The organism is Chryseobacterium vietnamense, assembly GCF_031454475.1.
In the GTDB taxonomy this organism is placed as follows: Bacteria; Bacteroidota; Bacteroidia; order Flavobacteriales; family Weeksellaceae; genus Chryseobacterium; species Chryseobacterium vietnamense.
In genome coordinates, this window is record NZ_JAVDQX010000001.1 from 1,004,472 (window position 1) to 1,029,649 (window position 25,178).

The 25,178-nt window shown below is 36.8% G+C and carries 26 protein-coding genes and 1 tRNA gene; 23 read left to right on the forward strand and 4 right to left on the reverse strand.

Annotation, left to right across the window (positions count from 1 at the left end; translation table 11 throughout):
• Positions 1–9: 9 nt before the first annotated feature.
• Positions 10–2,619 carry a TonB-dependent receptor gene (locus J2786_RS04470; protein ID WP_047431014.1) on the reverse strand — a complete coding sequence of 870 codons (2,610 nt, stop codon included), beginning with the start codon at positions 2,617–2,619 and terminating at the stop codon, positions 10–12.
• Positions 2,620–2,992: 373 nt separating this feature from the next.
• Here J2786_RS04470 and J2786_RS04475 point away from each other — a divergent pair, with 373 nt between their 5' ends.
• The 7 genes from J2786_RS04475 to J2786_RS04505 all read left to right on the forward strand — a co-directional run bounded on the left by J2786_RS04475 (position 2,993) and on the right by J2786_RS04505 (position 8,516).
• The gene (locus tag J2786_RS04475; protein WP_047431012.1) at positions 2,993–3,388 is read left to right on the forward strand and encodes a low affinity iron permease family protein; all 396 of its coding nucleotides are present in this window, start codon (positions 2,993–2,995) and stop codon (positions 3,386–3,388) included.
• Between the two features lie 22 nt (positions 3,389–3,410).
• Entirely contained in the window at positions 3,411–3,980 is a 570-nt protein-coding gene (locus J2786_RS04480) for a CinA family protein (protein ID WP_082001960.1), read from the forward strand.
• A gap of 37 nt (positions 3,981–4,017) precedes the next feature.
• Positions 4,018–4,770, forward strand: coding sequence for an SDR family oxidoreductase (locus tag J2786_RS04485; protein ID WP_047431008.1), 753 nt, complete (start codon positions 4,018–4,020; stop codon positions 4,768–4,770).
• Positions 4,771–4,781: 11 nt separating this feature from the next.
• Entirely contained in the window at positions 4,782–6,260 is a 1,479-nt protein-coding gene (locus J2786_RS04490) for an alpha-amylase (RefSeq protein ID WP_047431005.1), read from the forward strand.
• A 106-nt stretch (positions 6,261–6,366) separates the two neighbouring features.
• The gene (locus tag J2786_RS04495) at positions 6,367–6,939 is read left to right on the forward strand and encodes a YciE/YciF ferroxidase family protein (protein ID WP_047431002.1); all 573 of its coding nucleotides are present in this window, start codon (positions 6,367–6,369) and stop codon (positions 6,937–6,939) included.
• Positions 6,940–7,161: 222 nt separating this feature from the next.
• The gene (locus tag J2786_RS04500; protein WP_047431000.1) at positions 7,162–7,773 is read left to right on the forward strand and encodes an alpha-ketoglutarate-dependent dioxygenase AlkB family protein; all 612 of its coding nucleotides are present in this window, start codon (positions 7,162–7,164) and stop codon (positions 7,771–7,773) included.
• Between the two features lie 131 nt (positions 7,774–7,904).
• Positions 7,905–8,516 carry a DUF4142 domain-containing protein gene (locus tag J2786_RS04505; protein ID WP_047430997.1) on the forward strand — a complete coding sequence of 204 codons (612 nt, stop codon included), beginning with the start codon at positions 7,905–7,907 and terminating at the stop codon, positions 8,514–8,516.
• A 226-nt stretch (positions 8,517–8,742) separates the two neighbouring features.
• On the opposite strand, the gene J2786_RS04510 is transcribed toward J2786_RS04505, so the two are convergent.
• Positions 8,743–9,204: a PA2169 family four-helix-bundle protein gene (locus J2786_RS04510; RefSeq protein WP_047430994.1), complete on the reverse strand. Its 462-nt coding sequence runs from the start codon at positions 9,202–9,204 to the stop codon at positions 8,743–8,745.
• 251 nt (positions 9,205–9,455) lie between these two features.
• On the opposite strand from J2786_RS04510, the gene pnuC reads away from it, so the two are divergent.
• Together pnuC and J2786_RS04520 are read left to right on the forward strand one after the other, a co-directional pair.
• Entirely contained in the window at positions 9,456–10,052 is a 597-nt protein-coding gene (gene pnuC / locus J2786_RS04515; RefSeq protein WP_047430991.1) for a nicotinamide riboside transporter PnuC, read from the forward strand.
• Positions 10,039–11,070, forward strand: a complete 1,032-nt coding sequence (locus tag J2786_RS04520) for an acyl-CoA dehydrogenase family protein (RefSeq protein ID WP_047430988.1) — start codon at positions 10,039–10,041, stop codon at positions 11,068–11,070. The genes pnuC and J2786_RS04520 overlap by 14 nt, the downstream gene beginning before the upstream one ends.
• A gap of 623 nt (positions 11,071–11,693) precedes the next feature.
• Here the strand turns inward: J2786_RS04520 and J2786_RS04525 are convergent.
• The gene (locus J2786_RS04525; protein ID WP_047430982.1) at positions 11,694–12,230 is read right to left on the reverse strand and encodes a GNAT family N-acetyltransferase; all 537 of its coding nucleotides are present in this window, start codon (positions 12,228–12,230) and stop codon (positions 11,694–11,696) included.
• Positions 12,231–12,403: 173 nt separating this feature from the next.
• On the opposite strand from J2786_RS04525, the gene J2786_RS04530 reads away from it, so the two are divergent.
• Positions 12,404–12,477, forward strand: a tRNA-Ala gene (locus J2786_RS04530).
• 171 nt (positions 12,478–12,648) lie between these two features.
• On the opposite strand, the gene J2786_RS04535 is transcribed toward J2786_RS04530, so the two are convergent.
• Entirely contained in the window at positions 12,649–13,068 is a 420-nt protein-coding gene (locus J2786_RS04535; RefSeq protein ID WP_047430979.1) for a hypothetical protein, read from the reverse strand.
• Positions 13,069–13,257: 189 nt separating this feature from the next.
• Here J2786_RS04535 and J2786_RS04540 point away from each other — a divergent pair, with 189 nt between their 5' ends.
• From J2786_RS04540 to J2786_RS04600, 13 genes are all read left to right on the forward strand, one after another.
• Positions 13,258–13,914, forward strand: coding sequence for a MarR family winged helix-turn-helix transcriptional regulator (locus J2786_RS04540; RefSeq protein WP_047430976.1), 657 nt, complete (start codon positions 13,258–13,260; stop codon positions 13,912–13,914).
• Between the two features lie 47 nt (positions 13,915–13,961).
• Complete coding sequence (gene crtID / locus J2786_RS04545) at positions 13,962–15,452, forward strand: bifunctional phytoene desaturase/3,4-desaturase (RefSeq protein WP_047430974.1); 1,491 nt, start codon at positions 13,962–13,964, stop codon at positions 15,450–15,452.
• 1 nt (position 15,453) lies between these two features.
• Positions 15,454–16,290: a phytoene/squalene synthase family protein gene (locus J2786_RS04550; protein ID WP_047430971.1), complete on the forward strand. Its 837-nt coding sequence runs from the start codon at positions 15,454–15,456 to the stop codon at positions 16,288–16,290.
• Positions 16,291–16,344: 54 nt separating this feature from the next.
• Entirely contained in the window at positions 16,345–16,809 is a 465-nt protein-coding gene (locus J2786_RS04555; RefSeq protein ID WP_047430969.1) for an SRPBCC family protein, read from the forward strand.
• 1 nt (position 16,810) lies between these two features.
• The gene (locus tag J2786_RS04560) at positions 16,811–17,263 is read left to right on the forward strand and encodes a sterol desaturase family protein (RefSeq protein WP_047430966.1); all 453 of its coding nucleotides are present in this window, start codon (positions 16,811–16,813) and stop codon (positions 17,261–17,263) included.
• Positions 17,260–17,949, forward strand: coding sequence for a lycopene cyclase domain-containing protein (locus J2786_RS04565; RefSeq protein ID WP_047430963.1), 690 nt, complete (start codon positions 17,260–17,262; stop codon positions 17,947–17,949). The genes J2786_RS04560 and J2786_RS04565 overlap by 4 nt, the downstream gene beginning before the upstream one ends.
• Entirely contained in the window at positions 17,939–18,487 is a 549-nt protein-coding gene (locus J2786_RS04570; RefSeq protein ID WP_052186965.1) for a lipocalin family protein, read from the forward strand. Before J2786_RS04565 ends, J2786_RS04570 begins: the two co-directional genes overlap by 11 nt.
• A gap of 26 nt (positions 18,488–18,513) precedes the next feature.
• Entirely contained in the window at positions 18,514–19,104 is a 591-nt protein-coding gene (gene ribA / locus J2786_RS04575) for a GTP cyclohydrolase II (RefSeq protein ID WP_047430960.1), read from the forward strand.
• A 53-nt stretch (positions 19,105–19,157) separates the two neighbouring features.
• On the forward strand, positions 19,158–20,591 hold the full coding sequence (locus J2786_RS04580; RefSeq protein ID WP_047433283.1) for an SDR family oxidoreductase: 1,434 nt from the start codon (positions 19,158–19,160) through the stop codon (positions 20,589–20,591).
• A 107-nt stretch (positions 20,592–20,698) separates the two neighbouring features.
• A complete protein-coding gene (locus J2786_RS04585) occupies positions 20,699–21,274 on the forward strand; it encodes a Crp/Fnr family transcriptional regulator (protein ID WP_047430958.1) in 576 nt (191 codons plus the stop codon).
• Between the two features lie 64 nt (positions 21,275–21,338).
• Positions 21,339–22,349, forward strand: a complete 1,011-nt coding sequence (locus J2786_RS04590) for an NAD-dependent epimerase/dehydratase family protein (RefSeq protein ID WP_047430955.1) — start codon at positions 21,339–21,341, stop codon at positions 22,347–22,349.
• Between the two features lie 516 nt (positions 22,350–22,865).
• A complete protein-coding gene (locus J2786_RS04595; protein WP_047430953.1) occupies positions 22,866–23,591 on the forward strand; it encodes an NUDIX hydrolase in 726 nt (241 codons plus the stop codon).
• Between the two features lie 15 nt (positions 23,592–23,606).
• Entirely contained in the window at positions 23,607–25,091 is a 1,485-nt protein-coding gene (locus J2786_RS04600) for a xylulokinase (RefSeq protein ID WP_047430950.1), read from the forward strand.
• The last annotated feature ends 87 nt before the right edge of the window (positions 25,092–25,178 follow it).

Here is a 25,178-nt window from a genome sequence, read left to right on the forward strand (position 1 = left end):
GAAATTATCTTAGAATCTCAAAGTAGCCGCAACAGACCAGGTTCTTCCAAAACCTAGGAATCCTGTATTACCGTCTGCAACACCCTGATACACTCTGCCAGCTTCCTGATACGTTTTTCCGGCATCCGGACCATTGGCAATTTTATCACCTGCAAAAATATTGGAGCTCAATTCAGAAATATAATATTTGTTGAATAAGTTGTATACGTTTGCTCTCAATGTTAAAGATTTTTTCGCATCAAGTGTGAATTTGTAAGAAGCTCCTACATCAAATAAATGATAGCTTGGCAATTTTACAATTCCTTTTTCTCTTGCCGCTTCAGTAAGGAAGTTGATCGGGTTGAACTGAGCATAAAGCTTGTCATAATATTCCCAGTTGGCATCAATACTGAAAGCTTTCGTGATATTGTAATCAGCTCCGATGCTTGCTGTTGTCTGGGCTGCATCTCCAACCTTCAGATCTTTAATATTGATTGTTCCTGTAGCTCCTGCTATTTCCTGGTTGGTTTGAACATCCAGGATGTTGAAGTTGGCATTTCCTTTATATTTCCAGTTACCCATTGATACCATTCCTCTCAGCCTTAGGTTAGCAAAAGGTCTTGCCTTTGCTTCCAGCTCGATTCCCTGGTGCAGCTGACCTACATTCAGTGCATTGTAGAAATAAGCGCTTCCAAGGCTTAACTGGGAGAATTTTGCAACATCTGCAGCCGTAGCATTGAATGTTCTTGAAATAAATCTGTCATCCCACTGCGTTCTGTATGCATTGATGTTCACATCTATATAACGTGATTTGAAACCATATCCCAATTCCACAGAGAAGATTCTTTCATTCTTTGCATCATTATAGATATTCTGGTTTGAAGGGAATAAAGCATTGAACAAGGGCTGTCTTGAAATTACCCCTGTATTGAAAAATACATTGTGATGATCATCTATATTATAATTGGCACCTCCTTTTACAATATAACCCGTTTTGTGATACCATTTTGTTTCCTGATTTCCAGGAGTGTACAACATATAATCTCTTCTCTTGTAGTATTGCTCAGAAACAGATCCCTGAACGGAAGCACTTAGCTTCTCAGAGCTGTATTCAACCATTCCATAAAGACCTGCCCATTTTACAAGACCTTCATTGTGGATAGATACTTTCTGAGCATCTTTAAGCTTGGTAAGCGGTTCCGGTTTTACGGTTTGATTAATATAATATCCTTTTGGCGCATTGGCTGTGGAAGGAACAAATAACGCATCAGATCCTAACATATCGGTTACAATGTCATACAAAGCTCCTTTGTATGTTTTAAGATCGATACCTCCGTTGAAAGTCCAGTTATTTTTTTTGTAATTAAGGTCTGCGATTACACCATACCAGTCGTGAGCATTGATACTCTGCTTTCTTACGATACCGCTTGTTCCGTTCAGAGTAGAAACATACTGTCCGTTGTAATCACCGGGAGAACCTGCAGGAGCGGTGAAAGTTGATTTCTGGAAGCTATTTCCGTTATAATCAGTTACCATACCGCCTCTGTTATAACGATAAATCATGTCCCAGTTGATAGTACCGTCTCCGCCTGCACCATAGTTCATGAAATTCATAGTTTGTCCTGCAGCGTTTTTGATAGAACCGTTAAGTCCAGTACCGCCGCCGCCGCGTCCCCATGAACCGTAAACCACTGTAGATAACTTCAGGTTATCATTCATTGTCCAGTCCCAGTTCAAAGAGGCAATAGGCTTATGATAGAAGTTAGGTGCTAAATTGAATTGAGAATCATTCAGCATTCCTGTTTGAGGGTTGTATCTTCTTCCGTAGGTTTCAAATTGCTGTAAAGTGGCAACATTCGCTCCGGTTGCAGAAGACCTTCTCGTATCGTGTACCTGTGGTGCTCCGGTTGCAATTAAATTAAACGCATGTTTTTCATTAGGCTTAAATCCTGTAGAGAAAAACCATGAGTAACCTTCTCCTTTGGTTCCGTTGATGTATCCGTCACCTTGCCAGCGGGAAAGCAATACGGTTGTTCCCCACTTGTTTTTTAATCCTGAAGAATACATAGCAGAAATTCTGGAGTAGTTATCATTTCCAACTTCTCCTTTGATCATTGCTTTCTGTTCAGAATCGGTAGCTTTGGTTACAATATTGATGGTTCCTCCTACAGAAGGAACAACAAATTTGGAAGCTCCCAAACCTCTCTGGATCTGAATATTGCTGGCAATATCAGCCAAACCAGTCCAGTTGGACCAATACACCGTACCTCCCTGCATGTCATTCACCGGCTGCCCGTTGATGATTACTGCAATGTTGGCACCGTCAAAACCTCTCATGTTGATTCTGCTGTCTCCGAATCCTCCACCTACTTTGGTAACGTAAACGGATGGAGTAGACTTCATAATTTCAGGAAATTCTCTGTTTCCCAGTTTCTCCTGAATTTCTGCTGCCTTTATGTTGGAAACTGCAACAGGCGTTTTTCTCTCTTTGGCTGTCTGGGAAAGGTTTCTACCTACCAACATCACCTCATCAATAGATTTGGATTTCTCTAAAGAATCCTTCGTACTCTGCCCGTAATACAAGGCGGCCGTAGGTAATACAAGCGCTATAATTAGTCGCTTTTTAAGAATAATGCTCATGAAATAAACTAGCGTTTTTAAATTTAAGGCTGCAAAGATGGATAATTATTTTTTAATTGAGTATTAAATCTTACCGATGTGATTTTATTCAGTTTTTGGAACATGCTCTATTCCTCACTTTTTTGAATATGTTAATTATTTTATATCTTTCATTTACAATTTGTTATAAAATAAAATGATGAAAAATACAGCTTGTTTTTAATGGGTAAAAATAATTATGCTGTTCTCCATATTTTTAAATAAAACTAAATATTGTTGGAAAATATACTGTAATAATAACTAAGTAATAAAAAGCATAAGTGACTTGAGTCATAATTTTTATACTGTTGTTTTGATAACTTGGATTATCATTTTACTTAAAATCGTATTAGTTATGAAAAAAAATCTTTTTGAAAGGTTTTCAGATCGTGTTGTTTGTATAACCGGAAGTCCGGGTGCTTTTGTGGGGGCCAGTTTACTGGTGGTGGTCTGGGCTATTTGCGGACCTGTTTTCAACTATTCCGAAACCTGGCAGCTGGTTATCAATACAGGTACTACTATTATTACTTTCCTGATGGTATTTCTGATTCAGAAAACCCAGAATAAAGACTCTAAAGCTATTCAGATAAAACTCAACGAATTGATAGCATCCTATGAAAAAGCCAGTAACAGGCTGGTAGATATTGAAGATCTGACTGAGGAAGAACTGGACAAGCTCCACAAATATTATGAGAAGCTGGGCCAGCTATCGAAAGAAAAAGAAAATTCACAGGATCCCGTGAAAGAATAACTGAATACTATAATATTATTACATGATTTTAAAATCTTCTCAAATTGCTCACGCTGATTCATTGTCAGTGAAATCGCTGGTGCATTTCGTCATAGAACTGGAGAAACTGTTTAAACGTATTGGAGAATATCTTCTTTCCGGAGGTGAAACAGTCTCAACGGCTGAAAGTGTTACAGCCGGATTTTTACAGTTTTCGTTTTCCCAGATGAAAGATGCCTCTCAATTTTTTAAAGGCGGAATGACGGCATACACATTGGAGGAAAAGGTAAATCTTCTTGAGGTAGACCCTGTGGAAGCTCAACAATATAACTGTGTATCTCCCCATATTGCTGAAACAATGGCGTTGCAGGTAGGTAAAGTTTACAAAACCGACTGGTCTATCGGAGTTACGGGATATGCCACTCCGGTAGAAGAATCAGAGGGGAAGCTCTTTGCTTACTTTGCTATTGCTTACCAGGGAAAAGTTGTTCTTTCAGAGAAATTAGATCTGCATTCCAGAACTAAGCCGATTAATGCTCAACTTTATTACAGTGAATTCATACTTGGATGTTTTAAGCTAGAGTTAGATAAGCACCGTGAAAATAAGAAATAGAAACCATCTCAATAATAAGCTATTAATACAATTAATTATGGAAAAATTGCAATTGCAGAGTAAATCTGTCCTTATTACAGGAGCAGACAGCGGAATTGGTAAGGCAGTCGCTCTTTTATTGGCTAAAGAAGGAGCAGATATTGCCTTCATCCACTATCATGATGCCAAAGATGCCAGGAAAACAGTGGAGGAAATAAAAAAAACAGGAAGAAAGGCTCTTTCGTTTGAGGGAGATATTAATGACAGTAAATTTTGTGAATCTGTTGTTGATGAAGTAGTTTCCAAATTCGGAGGAATAGATATCCTGATTAATAATGCCGGTACCCAGGTTCCCTGTGAAAGTATAGAAAATCTAAAAGAAGAAAATATCCGCAAGACTTTCGACTCCAATATTATTGGAATGATCCTGCTGACGAAGATCGTATTTCCTCATCTAAAACAAGGAGATGCTATTATCAATACTACTTCAGCTACTGCTTATATGGGGCATGAAGAATTACTGGATTATTCTGCAACCAAAGGAGCTATTGTTTCTTTTACCCGATCACTCGCACTTCAGGCCAAACCTAAGGGAATAAGAGTGAATGCTGTAGCACCCGGGCCGGTAGCCACGCCGCTTACTGAAAAAACATTCGGGGAAGAGGATGAGGATCAGAATAAACCACCGTTAGAACGTAATGCTTCTCCTGAGGAAGTGGCAGCAAGTTTTTTATTTCTGGCTACCGATGCTTCAGCACAGATAACGGGGCAGGTGCTTCATCCTAATGGAGGTCTTATTATTAACGGTTAAATTCAGTGGATATGAATGGAGTTATTATTCAGTTTTTCCATTGGTATCATCCTGGAAACCTTTGGAATGAATTTGTTGAAAAAGCAGAATATTTAAGAGATTTGGGATTTACTGCCGTATGGCTTCCTCCTGCCAATAAATGTAGTCTCAGCACAGAAGGCCGGGGCTACGATGTGTATGACCTTTATGACCTTGGAGAGTTTGATCAGAAAGGAAGTATTGCTACACGCTATGGTACAAAGGCAGAATATTTAAAAGCTATAAACAAAGCTCACGAAGTAGGAATGGCGGTGTATGCCGATATTGTGTTAAACCATAGGATGGGAGGCGATGAAGAAGAAAATATCACGGTACATCAGCTGAACGAAGAAAACCGGAATGAAAGAATTGCTGAAAATCTGGAAGTTACCGCCTATACGAAGTTTACCTTTCCGGGAAGAAATGGAACTTATTCGGATTTTATATGGGATCACCACTGCTTCAGCGGTATCGATTATATCATAAAAGAAGGAGCAGAATTAAAAGGCATCTTTAAAATTCATAATGAATATGGGGAAGAGTGGACTGACGCTGTAAGTCATCAGTTTGGTAATTATGACTATCTGATGGGAGCTGACATAGAATATCGTAATCCTAGCGTTGTGAAGGAAATGAAAAGCTGGATCCGATGGTATATGGAAACAACAAAAGTAGACGGTATCCGGCTGGATGCTTTAAAACACATCTCCTCCGATTTTTTGAAAGACTGGATCTCCTATATTAAAACAGAAGTGAATCCTGAATGTTTTGTTTTGGGGGAATTCTGGAAAGACGAAGCAGAAAAAATAGAATACTTTTCCGATAAAATGTCTGATCTTATCTCGTGTTTTGATGCTCCGCTGCATTATAACTTCTTTAAGGCTTCGCAGGACGGTAAAGATTATGATATGAGCCAGATTTTAAAAGGAAGCTTTTTGGAGAAGAAACCGGTATTCTCTGTTTCTTTTGTAGAAAATCATGATACACAGCACCTTCAGGCTCTTGAATCTGCAGTGAAAGACTGGTTTAAACCCTTGGCCTATGCTATTATTCTTCTTACCGATGAAGCTTATCCCTGTGTATTTTATCCCGATCTTTTTGGTACGGAATATATTGATACTAAAGATGAAGAGGAAGTGCATATCATTATGCCGAAGGTTGAAGAACTTCCTGATTTGCTTGAAGCAAGAAAGCGTTTTGCATACGGTCAGCAGATCGATTATTTTGATCATCCCAACTGCATAGCTTTTGTACGAAAGGGAGATGATAAGCATCCGGGCTGCATTGTAATCATGTCTAATACTGCAGAAGGTTATAAAGAAATAGAATTGGGAAAAGAACATGCAGATTCAGTCTATATCGATTTTTTAAAGAATCGTCATGAAGAAATTTATACGGATAAAAACGGGAAAGCGGTGTTTACTGTAAATCCGGGTTCAGTAAGTATATGGATAAAGAAATATAAGTCTTAGAATAACCATATTCTTACTCATTTTAGATACCACATCTTTGCATTTCAGGCAAAAATGGTCTTATAGTTGCAGATTTACCACCAATCAATCACTAAATTATTATATTATGGAAACGAAAACGGCAACCAAAAAATCACCAGCCAAAAAAACGACAACAACAAAAACAACAGCAAAAACTCCGGCTAAAAAAAATGCAGCCAAAAGTTTGGAAGATCTTTTTGAAGATGCACTGAAAGATATTTACTGGGCTGAAAAAGCACTACTGAAAGCGCTGCCGACGATGATGAAAAATGCAAGCAGTGAAAAGCTTAAAACAGCCATCGACAAGCATATCACCGAGACGGAAGGCCATGTGGAAAGACTGGAAGAATGTTTTAAAGCATTAGGAAAAAAGGCACAGGCAAAGAAATGCGATGCTATGCAGGGACTGCTGGATGAAGGGAAAAGTATACTGGAAGAAACAGAACCGGGAGCAGTAAGAGATGCGGGAATTATTGCAGCAGCACAGAAAGTTGAACATTATGAAATTGCCACATACGGTACACTTGCAGCGTTCGCAAAAGTATTAAAAGAAGAGGAGTGTCTTAAAAATCTTTTAAGTACACTGGAAGAGGAAAAAAAATGTGACGAACTGTTAACAAAAGTTGCCGATACCAATCTTAATAGTAAAGCAATGTAATACAATCTTTATAAAAGGAGACCTGAAAAGATCAGGTCTCTTTTTTATTGTTGAAATCTGGAAGGTTCAAAAAGCAGTAGTTTTATCTTTGGTTGATTTTGTATCAGTTTTAGTATATTTGTAGATATTATTTGTATCAATTTAGTTTTCTTATAGGGAACAATAATTAAATAACAACTTTTATACTTTACAGAGAAATTTTTCAATTTATAAAGATTAAAAATGACCCAACTTAGCCTGTTCGACTCAGAAGATCTGTACGAATTTCCAAAAGACCTTCTGGAATACAGAGAACATTTCCTGAATCAGGATGAAGCAGACAGCCTTAAGAACCTTTTGCTTGAAACAGCACCCTGGAAGCAGCGCACCCAGAAAATGTATGATAAAACGGTTCTCACACCCCGCTTAACAGCCTGGTATGGTGATCTGAAAACTGATTATCCATTGGGAAATGGTGAAGTGGAAAATAATCTCTGGACACCTGAACTGCTTTCTTTAAAGGAAAGAATAGAAGAAACATTCGGTTATCAGTTCAATTCTGTATTGCTTAACCTTTACAGAGATCATCATGATTCTGTCGCCTGGCATCGGGATAAAGAAAGCAGATATGGAAAACGACCCGTGATAGCATCGGTAAGTTTAGGGCAGACCAGAAATTTTGATTTCAGGAAAAAAGATCATCATCAGAGTAAATACAGCCTGCCTCTTCCTCACGGCTCATTATTGATTATGAAAGGAGACCTTCAGGAAAACTGGGAACATCGGATTGCCAAGTCTGTCACCACCATGAAAGAGCGTATTAATCTTACCTTCAGGCTGGTTAATCAACTGTAGGATTTTCATTCATAATGCTTTATGATCGGACTTTGAGTGCTGAGATCTGCTTTTTTGGCAAATAAATTGTTGCATTTATAAACAAAGTCATTGTTTGACTTCATGTATATCACCACATAAAATTTATTATTATGAAAAATCTTGTAGTAACAATTTTTGCATTAGCTGCTTTAACGGCGTGCAAAAAGAATGAACCGACAACAACGAGCCAATCCGGGGAAAGTACAACAATATCTGCTCCGGCAGAATCCGGGATGACGGTATCCGACTCTACCAAAATGTCTGACACCAAAGAACAGAAAAGTACTCTCAGTGATCATGACAAAAAATTTGCAGATGCTGCAGCCATAGGAGGACTTATGGAAGTCATGATGGGAAAACTCGCCGCAACAAACGCTGAGAATTCAGTGGTAAAATCTTTGGGAGCAATGATGGTAACAGATCATACCAAAGCAAATGACGAGCTCAAGAAATGGGCTTCAGAAACCGGGTATACCTTACCCACAAGCTTGGATACTGAAAAGCAGAAGATGTATGATGATCTGAAAGCTAAGAAAGGAAAGGACTTTGACAAAAAATATACGGATCTTATGGTCAGTGATCATAAAGAAGATGTAGAAGCATTCAAAAAAGAGGCATCAGAAGGAACAGAAGCCTCATTAAAATCTTTTGCAGCGAAGACCCTTCCTACACTCGAGCATCATTTGCATGAATCGGAAAAAGCCAAAAATGCTGTCAAATAATATTGAGTGTATATGACTTGCATCATAAGTCCGAACAGAAAGTATTTAATAATTTTGAAAGGATTAAATATTATTTGTTCTTGATTATAGTAAGAAGGCTGTCTCAAAAACGTCATTCTGAGTGAAATGTAATGTAATGAAGAATCTCATTTGTTAGATTATCAATAAGATTCTTCCTTCGTAACAAAGTCAGATTGTTTGAGTTTTGAGACAGCCTCTTTTTGAGTTATTCTTTCTTTTTATATTCTTCAATTTTCTTAAACTGTCTATAGGAATCTTTCAGGTTACGAAGCTGTTCAGAGACAATTTCAGTACTTTTTGTACTAAGATCACCCGTATCCAGTGCATTTTGATAGGCTTCTATCGCTGCTTTTTCGCCAAATACTACATTTTCTAAGGTAGATTCTATCAGATTTCCCATGGTAAAAGAATTTTTAACGTCAATCCATGTTCTGTGAACAGCTCCTGCCACAGACGTTGAGTCCTCCGGAATACCTTGTTTTTCTGTGATGAGGTTAATCAGTTCGTTTTTCATGATTTTCGATTGTGAAATCATATGCTCATATTCATCTTTTACATCCGGATACATTTCCCAGACTTTCCCATCTACTTTTTCAAAACCTTCCTTTCTGTCGTTGATAATATGAAGTAAATCATTAAGTACCGATATTTCCTGCTGATGATCCATAATATAATTTTTAAGTTAGATATAAAATTAAAACTTACCTGCCGAACTCTTTATAATCCTGGTCATATCTGAAAATAAAAGCCAAAGTCCTTTCTTTTTACATCAAAAAACTGCACCTTTGCCTCACAATGGGGTGCTACAGAACAGTGGCTGAGATGATACCCAGGAATATATTTCCACACCTGATCCGGATAATGCCGGCGTAGGGATTGATTACTTATCATCTCATCATTTGATTTCTAACAATTAATATGATGCAGGACATTTTAAAACAAATTACTTTACCGGAATGGTTTGGAGTCTTATTTTCAGTCATTCAGGTTCTACTGGCCCGTAAAAACAATGTCAACAACTATCTTTTCGGAATTGCAGGGATTCTGCTTACACTCTATGTGATGCTTACTTCAAAGCTCTACGCTGAATTTACCTTAAACCTTTATTATCTGATCATGAGCATCTACGGATGGCTGTACTGGAAATTCGGGAAACAAAAATCGGAAATGGAAATCTCCGTTACTACCACCACAGAAAAATGGATTACAGGAGGTATTGTTCTGGGAACGTTTATCTTATTCTGGTCTTTTCTTACTCATTTTACTGATTCCGATGTTCCAATCTGGGATTCTCTGGTAAGTGCTTTTGCCTGGGCAGGAATGTGGCTCATGGCAAGAAGAAAAATTGAAAACTGGGTGATACTGAATGTCAGTAATATTATTTCCATCCCCTTGATGATTCATAAAGAATTATATCTATATGCTGTTCTCACATCATTTTTATTTTTAGTGGCTATTTCCGGGTATATGGAGTGGCAAAAAATCATTAAATCCAAAGCTAATGCTGAATACTAAAGAAATAAGAAAGGAACTTCATGGAGCCTCTGTAATTTCTGATGAGGTAATGCAATATATTCATAAAGAAGGACTGCTTAAAATCTGGGTTCCCAAAAAATATGGAGGACTCGGCTGTCGTTTTGAAGAAGGACTTAAAGCATTATTTGGCTGGGCTCAAACTGATGGAAGTTTTGGCTGGATGCTGACGCTTTGTGCAGGAGCTAATTATTTTTCCAGAAATATAAAGCCTGAGGTCGCCAAGTTATTATTCACCCATTCTGAAACCTGCTTTGGAGGAAGCGGAATGGTGGGTGGTACAGCAGAAAAACAAGATGATAACACTTATTTGGTCAATGGGTTATGGAATTTTGCTACAGGAGCACCTCATCTGACCCATTTTACCCTGAATGCCAGGATTACGGAAAACGGGAAACTCCTTACAGATAAAAATGGTAATGAGATCATCCGTTCATTTATTATTCCAAAAGAGCAGGCTCAAATTATTCCCGACTGGAAATCTATGGGAATGAAAGCGAGCGGTACCTATTCATTTTCCATTGAAAATGTCATTGTAACTGAAAAGTACAGTTTTGTTTACGATTCCTTTTTCACGAATGATATTCTGGACAGTATTCCGTTTCGGGTTTTTGCAGATCTGACGCTCTTGGTCAATTATCTGGGAATAGCTTCTCATTTTATTGAAGAGGCAGAGGGTATTCGTCCTCAGATTAATTTTAAAAGTTTCGCAGAATCTGTTGAAAAGCATCTGGAAAAAGTTTTAACCATTGCCAGAGACGTTGAAAATATACTTGGTGATCACAAAGAAATTTCGGAGAATAAACAATGCGGGATTCATGAATATGGAGTAGAGCTGGTGAGAAAATTATCCCATCAGATCCTTACTGTTTATACACAGCTGGGAATCCGGGCTACAGATACTCATTCCGAAGTATATCAGGTATTTTGTGACTATTTTACAGCTGCTATGCATTCCAATTTCAGACCTTCCGCTCATGATTTGGACTTTCGTTTTTAAGAATTAAAAGAGCCGGAATGTTCAGGACGGGATTCATAACAGAAATAAAAATTTAAGAAAAAGATAACTGAAATAAGCCTGTTTTAGGATATTTTAACAATCGTTTTATGATTGGTGTCATAAAACAAGCCTTCTGTATTTCACTACATTTGGAATAATAAAGCTAGCCATGAAATAAGCCGACATAAAAACTTGTTAAACTAAAAATTATAAAGATTACCAAAGATTATGAAAGACTTATTTTCATTAAACGGAAAGAATAAGGATCATGTTATTATGCATTTAAAAGAGGGGATGTATTCATTGAGTGAAAATGATAACTGGATTACGGTTACCATTAGAAAGTGGTTTCATACAATGATTATATCTTATTTGATTTGCAATGACCTGGTTACTTTAACTATCGTAAGAACAAAATTCACTCCATTTTACGAAAAATATACAGTGTTGTAGGATATATTTGCTGTTCCATTGATGGCTGTATGGTTACTATATTTTTCTATGGAATATCATTATAAGATCTGAAGTTTCTATAATAGGATGCTTGATTATGTTGTTCTTCTGAATCCAAAAGGAAATTCATTTTGTGTGGTGCAGCAAAATAAATGATCATCTAAGAACAACTATTTTCCAGGCCATTCTTCACGAAGAACCGCATAGATAACATCGTCAACCCATTTATTTTTCCAGAAAAGACTTTTCACAAAGTGTCCTTCCTTTCTTAATCCGATTCTTTCCATCAGTTGAAGAGAAGCTGTGTTGGCAGGATCCACAGAAGCTGTAATTCTGTGTTTTTGCAAATCATTAAACAGAAAATTAATAATACCTTGTAAAGCCTCAGAAGCATATCCTTTACCCTGAAAAGAGGAATTTAAGGTAATTCCCAGTTCTACCTGTACATTTTCATCTCCTATAAAATGAACTCCGATATCCCCGATAACCCCTTTTGTTTCTTTGTCCGTAATCAACAACTGATACCAGCTTTCAGGCTGATTGAATTCTTTAGTATTTCTTTGGATAAAACTTTCCACTTCTTCCAAGGTTTCAGGAATCCATCTTTGAAATTGATTCGCTTCTGCATCGGAACGATAATCAAAAATATCCTGTTTATCATTCATAGTAATATCGCGTAGAATTAATCTTTCTGTATAAAGTTGCATGATTGTAATATAATTTCAGACAAAAATAGTATTAATTGGGAAGTTATTCCATAGAGAATAGTGGATTTTATGGTCTCTGAGCCTATCTTCATTAATTTTAATTCAATAAAAATTATAAAATAGTTGCAAATATCATTTAAATACTTACTTTTGTACCGCCTTACAATAACAATGGGGGATTGGCGCAGTTGGCTAGCGCGTTTGACTGGCAGTCAAAAGGTCACGGGTTCGAATCCCGTATTCTCCACTTGGTGCAATTGATAAAAGTTTCAAAATGCATTAAAAGATTGATAAAACCTGCAAAAATTAAAGATTTTGCAGGTTTTTTATTTTTCACCCGGTAAATTTTTTAAATAAACTCATTGAGTTTGTGGCAGAATCGCAGTAATTTTATGTTTTTACAGCACATTATTTTTAGTTATAATTTCTCAATATAACCATCATAATTACTTTTTCTAAGAACTTCCTCAGGAGTAAGTCTATAAATATCCACTATCAGTGACTTCTCTTTTTTAAAAAGAGTTCTGTTCCAACCCATTAAGCCCTTTTCATTATGAAACAGCCTCCCGTTATCATCTCCAAATATAGCTCCATAGCAGCTGTCCCAAAGTTTTCTGTGAGGCAGGTAAACTTTGCGGGTAATTATAGCTGAATCAAAATCTTTAGATCTGTGCGCAAGGATCTGAGATTTAAAGAGGTTATGGACGGTAATATTCTGAATTTTGATGCTATCCGCTATTTTCTCAATCTTTTTATAATCAAAATCAGAGGCGTCTCTTTTACGTCCGATGCTGCTAAAGAGCACTGTACCCAGCATCAGCAGAAATATTTTCTTCATAAATAATGGAAGCTATTGGTCATTTATAATTTATGCCTAAGGGTCCCGTTTTTAGCCGTTTAGGTAAATATTTGTTCCCATCATTCACTGGAATATAAATATGCTTTTTTTATGTAAAGTAAAATAAAATAAAATCAAAAGTATATTTATATACTTTAATATGTATATTTGTGTACTAATTTGTTTGATATGAATTTTGATTTTATAAAAGCAATTGTAGAACTCGTTCAGCAGTTTACAGAACAAAATGAAGATGGCATATTATATAGTAATGATCTTCAGGGGTTTAAAAAATGGATGAATGATTCTTTTAAAGAAGATTCTGAGTCAGAAAATCCGCTTTGGATCGGGAAGCAATCTGGAAGAAGTTCTGATAGTGTAATTAATACTTTATTGGTAAGAATAGGCCGGTATGCGAAAATGTATTCAAGATCGATAGGAAAGTCTTTTTTTTCAAGCCAGGATGATTTTATCTATCTGATCAGTCTGAAAACGATGGGAGCCATGACAAAAATGGAACTTATAAAACACAATGCAAGTGAAAAATCTTCAGGGGTGCTTATTATAAATCGTCTGATTCATAATCAATGGATAGAACAGACCGTTTCTCCGAAAGATAAGAGAACAAAACATATTCACATCACAGATAAAGGGCTTGCTGTACTGGAGGAGCATATGGACGAAATTCGAAAAGCTTCAAAGGTAGTGGCAGGAAACCTGACCCATGCTGAGCAGATGCTTCTGATAACCATACTCTCTAAACTGGATGAATTTCATTATTCTTTATATCGGATGAATTTTGAAGTGGGTGATCTGATAGAAGCTGCATATAAAAAACTGAACTGAACAGCAGTAAAAGGATCTGCTAAATTATTACATAAATAATATAATAAATGAATACTGGAAACCTAAGAAAGAGAATTGCGGTAATAGGCGCTGGATTTTCAGGGCTGTCTGCTGCAGCTTATGCCGCAAAATCAGGAAATGAAGTACATGTATTTGAAAAGCATGATCGTCCTGGCGGCCGTGCCAGGCAATTTGTGACGGATGAAGGATATGTTTTTGATATGGGACCCAGTTGGTACTGGATGCCTGATATCATTGAAGACTTTTTTGCTGATTTCGATTGTAAAACATCCGATTTTTTCAGTCTGGTTTCTTTAGACCCCCAGTTTGAGATGGTTTTTTCAAAAGAAAAAGTTTCAGTTCCTGAGAACAATGAAGAGATCCGTAAGCTGTTTGAAAATATTGAACCCGGAGCAGCCAGACAGTATGATAAATTTATGAAGTCTGCTCAATTCAAATATGAAGTGGGAATGAAAGAGTTTGTAAAAAAACCTTGTTATAGCTGGTTTGAATTTGCTTCTTTGAAAATAGCAGGTAGTACACTGAAGCTTGATCTTTTAAGCAATTTCAGAACTTATGTTTCAGGTTATTTTACAGATCCGAAACTTAAATCGCTGATGGAGTTCCCCGTGATATTTCTTGGAGCTTCACCAAAACAAATTCCAGCCCTTTACAGCCTGATGAATTACGGCGGATATGTGTTGGGAACAAAGTACCCGATGGGAGGTTTTTACCAGCTCGTTCTTGCGATGAAAAAAGTAGCAGAAAAACAGGGCGTACATTTTCATTTTAATCATGATGTACAGAAAATCAATATCGAAAAAGGAAAGGCAGCTTCCCTAACAATAGATGGTGAAAATTATGAATTTGATGCCATAATTGCTTCCTCAGACTATCATCATACGGAAACATTAATACCTAAATCACTGAGAAACTATGATAAAGCATACTGGGAAACCCGGACATTTGCGCCTTCATGCCTCATTTATTATCTGGGCATCAAAGGAAAAATTCCTCACTTAAAACACCATACCCTGTTTTTTGAAAATGAGCTCGATAATCATATAGATTGTATTTATAAAAATAAAAAATGGCCTTCTAAGCCGCTTTTTTATGTATGCTGCCCTTCAAAAACAGATCCTGATGTAGCCCCTGAAGGTTGTGAGAATCTTTTTTTGCTATTACCGCTGGCCCCCGGAATATATGATGATGAGCAGGTAAGAGAAAAATATCTAACAGAAATGCTGGAAAGAATTGAAAAACATACCGTTGAAACCGATATTATTTCCCGAATTGACTATAAAAAAAGCTATTGTGTGAGTGACTTTATTTCCGATTATAATGCCTATCAGGGTAATGCTTACGGCTTATCCAATACATTGTCACAGACAGCAGTATTAAAACCCAAAATAAGAAATAAAAAAATCACGAATCTTTTTTATACAGGACAGTTAACGGTTCCCGGTCCCGGTGTTCCTCCGTCTGTAATTTCAGGAAAAATTGTAGCAGCTGAAGTCAGTAAATTAAAAATAAAATAATATGAAAAAATTGTTTGATGAATTGTCTTATGAAGTGAGTAAGTACACGACTCAAAAATACAGCACCAGTTTTTCATTGGGAATACTGGCATTGAAGCCTTCCATCAGACCTGCTGTTTATGCTGTTTATGGGTATGTGCGACTTGCCGATGAAATTGTTGATAGTTTTCATGGTTATGATAAAGAGAAGCTTCTGAAGAGACTAAAAGCGGAAACCTATGAAGCGCTGGAAGATGGCATATCCCTCAATCCTATTTTAAATTCATTTCAGGAAGCCGTCCGTCAATATGACATTGATGTACAGTTAATTGATCAGTTTTTACACAGTATGGAAATGGATCTTCATACAATTGATTATAATTCGGAGCTCTATAAGGAGTATATATACGGATCGGCAGAAGTGGTAGGTCTGATTTGCCTGCAGATATTTACAGAAGGCAATAAGCAGCAATATGAGAAACTGAAGCCTTTTGCAATGAAGCTGGGATCAGCTTTTCAGAAAGTTAATTTTTTAAGGGATCTGAAAGATGATTATCAGATTTTAGGAAGAACCTATTTTCCATCCTTAAATATGTCTGTTTTTGATAATACAGTAAAAATCAGGATTGAAAAAGAAATTGACGAAGAATTTAAAGAAGCATTACAGGGGATTAAAAAACTGCCGGCTTCTTCTATTTTCGGAGTATATCTGGCCTATAGATACTACCTGTCTTTGTTTGAAAAAATAAAGAAAACAAGTTCCCAGAATATCCTGCAGCAAAGGATCAGAATTGCCAATTCACAAAAGCTATTGGTTGCTTTCAAAAGCTATATCCGTTATAAATCTGCTTATTTCTGATAGCAGCGTATGGGTGAATGATTTTTTGGGACATTAATAATCAATAACAAATAGATAATGTACAGATTATATAGAGAACAGCAGTTGAATTGCACTATTGAAACGGCATGGGAGTTTTTTTCATCCCCTCATAATTTATCACAGATAACCCCTCAAAGTATGAATTTTGTGGTTCTTTCCGAGAGTAGTGATGCGATATCCGAAGGAATGGAGATAGATTATACAGTCTCTCCTGTATTGGGAATTCCAATGAAATGGAAAACTGTTATAAGCCAGGTGGAAGACTATAAAAGCTTTACTGACTTTCAAAAAGAAGGTCCCTACAAACACTGGAATCATTTTCATGAATTTATTCCTAATGACCATGGAGTACTCATGCAAGATACGGTAGACTATGAACTTCCAATGGGGTTTTTAGGTAAAATAGCCCACCAGTTATTTGTAAAAGAAAAGCTCAAAAACATTTTCGATTTCAGATATAGGGTTTTACATCAGCGTTTTAACAATAAACATCATTAAAATGAATATTCTGATCGTGCTGGCAGTATTTATTTCCATGGAAGGAGCAACATGGCTTATCCACCGGTATATTATGCATGGCTTTTTATGGAGCCTGCACCGGGATCATCATGATCATAGCCATAATGGGAAGCTTGAAAGAAATGATTGGTTCTTTTTCATTTTTGCAAGCCCGGCTATTGCCTTATTATACCTGGGAGTGAAAGAGGATTTCAGTTACTGGTTTTTTATCGGACTGGGTATTAGTCTTTACGGAATGGCCTATTTCTTTGTACATGATATTTTTATTCATCAGCGAGCGAAGATTTTCACCAAAACAAACAATCCGTATTTCCTTGCCATCAGACGCGCTCATAAGCAGCATCACAAACATGTGGGAAAAGAAGATGGAGAATGTTTCGGTTTTCTGTGGGTTCCTGTTAAATATTTTAAAATGTATATCAATAAAAAATGATGCCTTATACTTACATACTGATTAACTTTTTCACTATCATTATTTGCTTCGTGGCTTCTTTTGATAGGAGGATACATTTTAATAAGCTTTTTGGGAAATTTCTCCTGTCATCCACCATTGTGGCCATTCCTTTTATTGCCTGGGATATATGGTTCACGGCAAAAGGGGTATGGTGGTTTGATCTTAACTACACTTTAGGATTTAAAATAGCAGGACTTCCCATTGAGGAATGGCTGTTTTTTTACTGTATTCCTTTCGCCTGTGTATTTACTTACTATTGCCTGGAAAAGTTTTTTTCGCTGGCATGGGCTACGGCTTTAAATAATCTTATTGTATTTACAGCTTTTATTGTTCTTGGTGTTGTGGGGCTTCTGTATTATGAGAGAATATATACTTTGCTTACTGTGACCGTAACGATTACCACGCTTTTTTATCTGCATTTTATTGCCCAAAAAGAATGGATAGGTAAAGCCACTTTTGTATATCTGGTATTGATGCCCGGTTTTTTTGCAGTGAACGGAATCCTGACAGGATCTTTCATTCCTTCCCCTGTGGTTAACTATAATCCTGGTGACTTTTTAGGGGTGAGAATGGGAACCATTCCTGTTGAAGATGCCGTGTACGGATACAGCCAGTTTTTACTCAATATTTATGTCTTTAAAAAAATAACTAAAAATGAAAAATAGAATAATTATTACTGTATTACTAAGCTTTTTGTTGTTAAGTAGTATAACTTCCTGTTCCTCTATGCCTGAAAAGGCCCAGCCTGTCGGACAGTTTGATGTCAATAAATATTTAGGCACCTGGTATGAAATAGCAAGATTTGATTATCGTTTTGAAAGAGATCTTGATAATGCCATTGCTCAGTACAGCCTTAATGCAGACGGAAGTGTAAAGGTACTCAACAGCGGATATAATGTAATAAAGAATAAATGGGTTTCAGCAAATGGTACTGCTAAATTTAGGGGAGACAAAAACGTTGCAGCTCTGAAGGTGAGCTTTTTCGGACCTTTTTATGCCGGATATAATGTAATTGTGCTGGAAGAATACAAATATGCACTGGTTGCAGGAAAAAACCTGGACTATCTGTGGATTCTTTCCCGTGAGAAAACCATCCCGGATCATATAAAACAGAATTTCATCTCCAAAGCGCAGGAAATAGGTTATGATACATCAAAACTTATCTGGGTAAAACAAGATAAAAAAAGTCCGTTTGACAAATAAATTATAGTAACGTAAAATCAGAAAAAATGCTCAAAATACAAGCACAATCAAAAATCCCCACAGATTATGGGACATTCACTGTATATGCATTTTCAGAAAATGAAGAAGACTGGACTCCTCATTTGGTATGGGTAGCAGAAAATACAGATGTCACTACCACTGTAAATGTACGTTTTCATTCGGAATGCATTACAGGAGAAGTTTTTCATTCTAAAAAATGTGAATGCGGCCAACAGCTGGATGCTGCTATGAAATATATGTCTGAAAACGGGGGAGTGATTATTTATCTCCGCCAGGAAGGAAGAAACATCGGGATCATTAATAAACTCCGCGCCTATGAACTTCAGGAACAGGGATGGGATACTGTTGAAGCCAATCTGAAGCTGGGACTTCCGGCAGACGCAAGGAATTTTGATATAGCCGTTGAAATCCTCGATGTCCTGAAAATCAAAGAGGTTAACTTGCTAACCAACAATCCTGATAAGGTCAGGTCTATAGAGAACAGTGGAATCATTCTCAACAGCAGAATTCCCCTGGAAATTGAATCCAATGAAATGAATGAAAGCTATCTTGTCAAGAAAAAAAATTACTTTGGTCATCTTTTGGAGAAAATATAATGTCTTATCTGGAGCATAATGTTTTTTTTAGTATACATTTAAATTCAGACATCATGGAAAAAATTCTGCTTACCGGTGCTACCGGATATATTGGTAAAAGAATGATAAGTGTTATCGTTGCACAAGGGTATAAAGTAGTATGCTGCTGCAGGGATATCAATCGGTTTGAGGCCGTTAAGGATATTGATAATAATTTCATTGAAGTTATTGAAGTCGACTTTCTGAAACCCGAAACTTTACATAATATCCCTGAAGATATTAAGGGAGCATATTATTTAATGCACTCCATGAGTACTGCTGATGAATATGAAGATCTGGAAAAGAAATGTGCTTATAATTTTTCTGAGTATATTCAAAAGACACAATGCAAACATATTGTATATCTTTCCGGCCTGGTGAATGAAAAACAATTGTCAAAGCATTTAAGCTCACGATATCAGGTTGAAAAAATCCTTATGGAGGGTAAAGTTCCTGTTACCGTTCTTCGGGCTGGTATTATTATTGGTTCAGGAAGTGCTTCTTTTGAAATTATAAGAGACCTTGTTGAAAAACTACCTGTAATGATAGCTCCTAAATGGCTTTACACGAAATGCCAGCCAATAGGAATTGCGAATGTCCTGGATTTTCTGATTTTTGTTTTGTTTAAAGAACAGGCTTACCGCAAAGACTTTGATATAGGATGTGATGATGTTCTTACCTATAAAGAGATGTTATTGAAATTTGCTGATGTAAGAGGATTAAAGAGAACCATTTTTACCCTTCCGGTAATGACTCCAAAGCTTTCTTCTTATTGGCTGTATTTTATTACCTCAACCTCTTTTCACCTGGCAAAGGCTCTTGTAGGAAGTATGAAAGTAGAAGTTGTTTGCAGAACGGAGAGCCTGGCTCAGATTAAATCAATCACACAGATACAGCCGTTTTCTTATGAAAATGCTGTCAGAAGGACCTTGGCAAAAATTCAGTCCAATGAAATAATTTCAAGCTGGAAAGACAGTTTTATTAGCAGCCGGGGTGATTCCACTTTAAAAGAATACCATGATGTACCCAAATATGGCTGTTTTACAGATCTCAGAAGTGAAGAATATGACAACAGGGAAGCTTGTTTGAACAGGATTTTTCAGCTGGGAGGGAAGAATGGATGGTATGGGCAGGTACTTTGGGAAATAAGAGGGTTTATGGATAAACTTTTTGGTGGGCCTGGGCTCAGAAGAGGCAGAAGACATCCTTTAGATCTTAAAGAAGGAGATGCCCTGGACTTCTGGCGGGTTTTATATGCCGACCGTAAAGATGGCAGGCTTATATTGCTGGCCGAAATGAAGCTCCCCGGAGAAGCATGGCTTATGTTTAAAATATATAAAAATAAAATATGGCAGAAAGCCGTATTCCGTCCAAAAGGTTTGTGGGGGAGAATATATTGGTTCATGGTCCTTCCATTCCATGGTATTATTTTTAAAGGAATGATTAAAAAGCTTAGCATGAGTAAATAAGCTGTGATCACTATAAAAATGACAATATAAATAATCAGATATAACCATTTTGTGGAATTACAGAAGTAAGGGGTTTTTAAGTTGAAAGTTGTTATTTTTGTGATATTATGCATGATCAGCTACATCAACTTATTTCAAAAAATGTTAAGCTCTCAGATTCAGACCGGGTGTTGTGTACTCAATATTTTGAACCTGTCCTGTATCCAAAAAACAGAATAATTGAGGAAGAAGAAAAAATACCACGGTACTTGTATTTTGTGGTTTCCGGTTTTGTCCGGTTGTTCCATTATAATGATAAAGGAGATGAGATAACCACCCATATCAACTGTCCTCCCGGCTTCATTACTTCCTATTCGCACTTTACCAGTCAGAGTAAATCTGATGAAAACCTGGAATGCATTACGGAATGTGAGCTTTTACGCATTACAAAACCTGATCTTGATCTGCTTATGCAGCAAAGCTCTGTATTTAAAGATTTCAGTTTTTTGATATTTCAGCAATCGTTATCCTATAATGAACAACGCGCAAAGGAGCTGGCAACGCTTACTGCTGAAAAACGCTATTTAAAGCTGATGGCACAAAATCCTGAAATTCTGCACAATGTTCCTATGCAGTATATCGCTTCTTTTTTAGGAATGAACCCTAAAAGTTTGAGCAGGATCCGCAAACAGATTGTTAAGTAACATTTGTGAAGTGATTTTGAATGAGCAACACTGAACTTTGCAGTATCATTTAAAATCAAGAGATATGACAAACAGAAACTTAGTATTGGTTTCAGGAGCAAACGGACATTTAGGTAACAATCTCGTAAGGTTACTCATCAAAAAAGGAGTTAAGGTCCGGGCATCTGTTCGCAACATCAAAAACAAAGAATGTTTCAACGATTTGGACTGCGAAGTGGTACAGGCTGATATTACGGACAAAGCTTCATTCATTAAGGCTCTTCAGGGTGTTCATACATTTTATGCCGTTGGAGCCTCATTTAAATTGTGGGCTAAAGATCCTAAAAAGGAAATCTACGACGTAAATATGAGCGGGACCCGTAATACTATTGAAGCTGCTGCCGAAGCGGGTGTTAAAAGAATTGTCTATGTAAGTTCTATTGCAGCTTTGGATTATACCAGTCTTCCCGCTAAAGAAAGCAATGGCTATAATCCCGACCGCCGGGATATGTATTATAATTCCAAAAACGATGGCGAAAAACTCGCTTTTCAACTCGCTGAAGAATTGGGAATAGAGCTGGTATCCGTACTGCCGGGTGCCATGATAGGCAGTGAGGCATTTCTTCCTCTGAATGTTTCTTACGGTGTACTGAAACTGATTTTAAATAAGCAAATTCCCATGGATACCAAAATAACACTGAACTGGGTAGATGTGAAAGATGTTGCAGAAGGATGTTATCTCGCTGCGCAAAAAGGACGTTCAGGAGAGAGGTATATTTTAGCCAATGAAAAATGTATGACCATTACCGATACTACCAAGCTGGCTCAAAAGCTTTATCCGGAATTGAAAATCAAAGTACCGGGTGCTGTCCCTAAGTTTGTACTCTATGCAATGGCCGGATTAATGGAATTTACAGCTAAAATTAGTGGAAAACCTCCGGTGTTGACAACAAAAGACATTGCAATGTTTTCAGGATTACAACAGAACTTTGATCTGTCTAAATCCAGAAACGAACTTGGCTTTCATCCAAAAAGTCCCGAACAAGCGGTGAAAGAAGCTTTCTCCTTTCTCATGGAAAATAAAAATTTGCTATAAATGAAAATCCTGTAAAATTAAAAGTTTGCAGGATTTTTTTTTTGAAAAGATGATCAAAATTTTCAAATAAACCTGTCATATATATTGGGTTTTTCAGGTTTACACTATTATATCATATTGTTGTTTAAGTTGACTGTTTCGTAATTATTTGCAGTTAGAGTGTAAAAAATGGTAATCGAAAACAATGATTTGCCTCTTTTTTAATAATAAAAAGTGTGCTTTTTACATTTTTTTTTCGTGTAAAATGAAAAAAAAAAAAATTCTTCTTATCATACTATTTATTCAAAAAAAAATAATCTTTTTAGACGTATTGTAAAATTGCAATTGATTGTGAATTCATGTTTTATGAAATTACTAAGTGTAAAATTAATGATAACCTTATCATATTTTTTATACAATTGATATCATAAAAATTCGATATGTAAATGGTTGATAAGCAGTAGATAGTGGCGGATTTATTTTTTTTATTCAGATGAATTTTTATATTTGTAATGTTACCAAAATGTTAACAAACTAATGAATCAGAACTTTATCCATACCTATGTCTCTGTAGATTGTGTTGTCTTTGGATTTGACCATGAAAACCGGTTGAATATATTACTGGTACAACGCCATGTTGATGACGTTCCGTTGGAAAAGCAGATCAAACTTCCCGGAAGTTTGATTTTCAGCGACGAAGATGTAGATGATGCTGCACAAAGAGTACTACATGAACTTACAGGAATTAAAAAAATGGTTCTCAAACAGTTCAAATGCTTTGCTGATCCTATGAGAGCGAGCAATGCCCATGATATCAAATGGATGGATCAGGAATACAAACACCATATAGACCGGATCATTACAGTAGCCTATCTTTCACTTTGTAAAATAGATCATAAGATCAACAGTACAAAATATGATACCGTAGACTGGTATCCTATTGATGAAGTTCCGGTATTGCCTTTTGATCATAACAAAATTATCACTGAATCTTTAATGGAGATCAGAAAATGGATTGAATCTGATTTCTCCATCATATTTGAGCTGCTGCCGAAAAGATTCACCATAAGACAGCTCTATCAGCTCTACAGCGCTTTGAATGAAAAAAATATTGATATTAAGAATTTCCATAAAAAAATATCTTCATTCCCCTATATCGTTCCTCTGGACGAAATTCAGAAAGATGTATCTCACCGTGCAGCAAGATATTACAGATTTGATGCAAAGATTTACAAGAAAAACAATACAAAACTTATAAAATAACCCTTTTAAAAAATTATGTACTTACTAGGCTATGACATTGGCAGTTCTTCTGTGAAAGTGTGTCTCATTGAGGCGTCCAGCGGAAAAGTGATTGCTTCTGAATTTTCTCCCAAAAAAGAGATGAAAATCACTGCGATAAATCCCGGATGGGCAGAGCAAAATCCGGTAGACTGGTGGACCAATCTGAAGTTGGCACATGAAGCTGTTATGCATGAATCTGGGGTACATGCTGAAGATATTAAAGGAATCGGAATTACCTGGCAGATGCATGGTTTGATTCTGGTAGACAAAGATCAAAACCTTTTAAGACCATCCATTATCTGGTGTGACAGCCGTGCCGTGCCTTATGGTGAAAAAGCTTTCAAAACTATAGGAGAAGAGAAATGTCTTTCACATTTGTTGAACTCACCGGGAAATTTTACCGCATCAAAGCTTGCCTGGGTAAAAGAGAACGAACCTGAGATTTTTGAAAAGATAGATAAAATAATGCTTCCGGGAGACTATATTGCCATGAGGCTCTCCGGACAGATAGGAATAACCATTGAAGGGTTATCGGAAGGAATATTCTGGGATTTTAAAAACAACTGCATTTCGGAAGATATTATCAACCACTATGAGATCCCGAAAAGCTTTTTCCCGGAAATTGTACCCACTTTTGGCATCCAGGCAACTGTTTCAAGGGCTGCAGCTGAAGAATTAGGATTAAAAGAAGGTACTCCTATTTCATACAGAGCAGGAGATCAGCCCAACAATGCGCTTTCCCTGAATGTCTTTAATCCCGGAGAAATTGCCTCTACAGCAGGAACTTCAGGAGTGGTCTATGGAGTTCTGGACCAGCTGGAATATGATAAATTATCAAGGGTGAATACATTTGCCCATGTCAATTACACTCCGGAACAGATCAGACTGGGAGTTTTACTTTGTATCAACGGAACAGGAATTTTAAATTCATGGTTGAAACATAATTTCGCCACCTCACTTTCTTCGTATGGAGATATGAACGATATGGCTTCACTTTCGCCTATCGGTTCAAAAGGATTAAGCATTATTCCTTTTGGAAACGGAGCAGAAAGAGTGCTTGAAAATAAAGATACAAGCTGTTCCATTCACGGAATTAACTTCAATATCCATTCAAAAGGTGATATTCTGCGTGCAGCACAGGAAGGTATTGTGTTCTCTTACGAATACGGAATGGATATTATGAGAAATATAGGCATGAACATCCAGGTGATCCGTGCCGGAAATGCCAATATGTTTTTAAGTTCGATTTTTCGCCAGTCGCTATCCAGTGTCAGCAACGCGGTGATTGAACTTTATGATACCGATGGAGCAGTAGGAGCAGCAAGAGCGGCAGGAATGGGAATAGGATTTTACTCAGATTCCAGAGAAGCATTTTCTTCACTTGAAAAAATAGCAGTGATAGAACCCGAACACGAAAAACAGGAACAATATTTAGAAGCCTATGGCAGATGGAAACATCATCTTAACGAAATAATCTAGGACAATTACCACAATATTTTTCATCCTCTTACTGACTTTTCTGAATCAGTGAGAAGGGAATCTCTACGCAAAAATTAAAAATAAATA